This is a genomic window from Mycobacterium asiaticum (assembly GCF_001673365.1).
GTDB classification, from domain to species: domain Bacteria; phylum Actinomycetota; class Actinomycetes; order Mycobacteriales; family Mycobacteriaceae; genus Mycobacterium; species Mycobacterium asiaticum_A.
On record NZ_LZLS01000215.1, the window covers coordinates 1 to 816 of the forward strand.

The following is an 816-nucleotide window of genomic DNA, read 5'->3' on the forward strand; positions in this document are numbered from 1 at the left end:
AAGGCGGTCGCCGGTGGCGACGGGCGGCGAATGCGCCGGGTCGCCGAAGCGGGAGAGCTGCGCGAGTCCATCGAGGCCGCTTCCCGCGAAGCGGAGTCGGCATTCGGCGATGCGACGGTGTTCCTGGAGCAGGCGGTGATCAATCCCCGCCACATCGAGGTGCAGATCCTGGCCGATAAGACCGGTGAAGTCATTCACCTGTTCGAGCGCGATTGCAGTGTGCAGCGTCGCCACCAGAAGGTCATCGAGTTGGCACCGGCGCCGAATCTGAATTCCGAACTACGGGAACGTATCTGCGCAGATGCGGTGGCATTTGCCCGGCAGATCGGTTACTCGTGTGCGGGCACGGTGGAGTTCCTGCTCGACGAGCGCGGCCAGCACGTCTTCATCGAGATGAACCCGCGGATTCAGGTCGAGCACACCGTGACCGAGGAGATCACCGATGTGGATCTGGTATCCGCACAGTTGCGGATCGCGGCCGGTGCGACGCTGGCCGATCTCGGACTAACGCAACACACCGTCAAAATGCACGGCGCGGCGATCCAATGCCGGATCACGACCGACGACCCTGCCAACGGATTCCGGCCCGACACCGGACGGATCACCGGCTACCGGTCACCGGGTGGCGCGGGTATCCGGCTCGACGGCGGTACGAATATCGGCGCCGAAGTCACCGCCCACTTTGACTCCATGCTCGTCAAGCTCACTTGCCGCGGTCGCGATTTCCCGACGGCGGTTCGGCGAGCGCGGCGCGCGGTGGCCGAGTTTCGTATCCGCGGCGTGTCCACGAATATTCCGTTCCTGCAGGCTGTTCTG

At 64.6% G+C, this 816-nt stretch carries 1 pseudogene; it reads left to right on the forward strand.

Annotated elements, in window-relative coordinates:
- Nucleotides 1–816: pseudogene (locus A5634_RS25595) on the forward strand (pyruvate carboxylase); the annotation flags it as partial.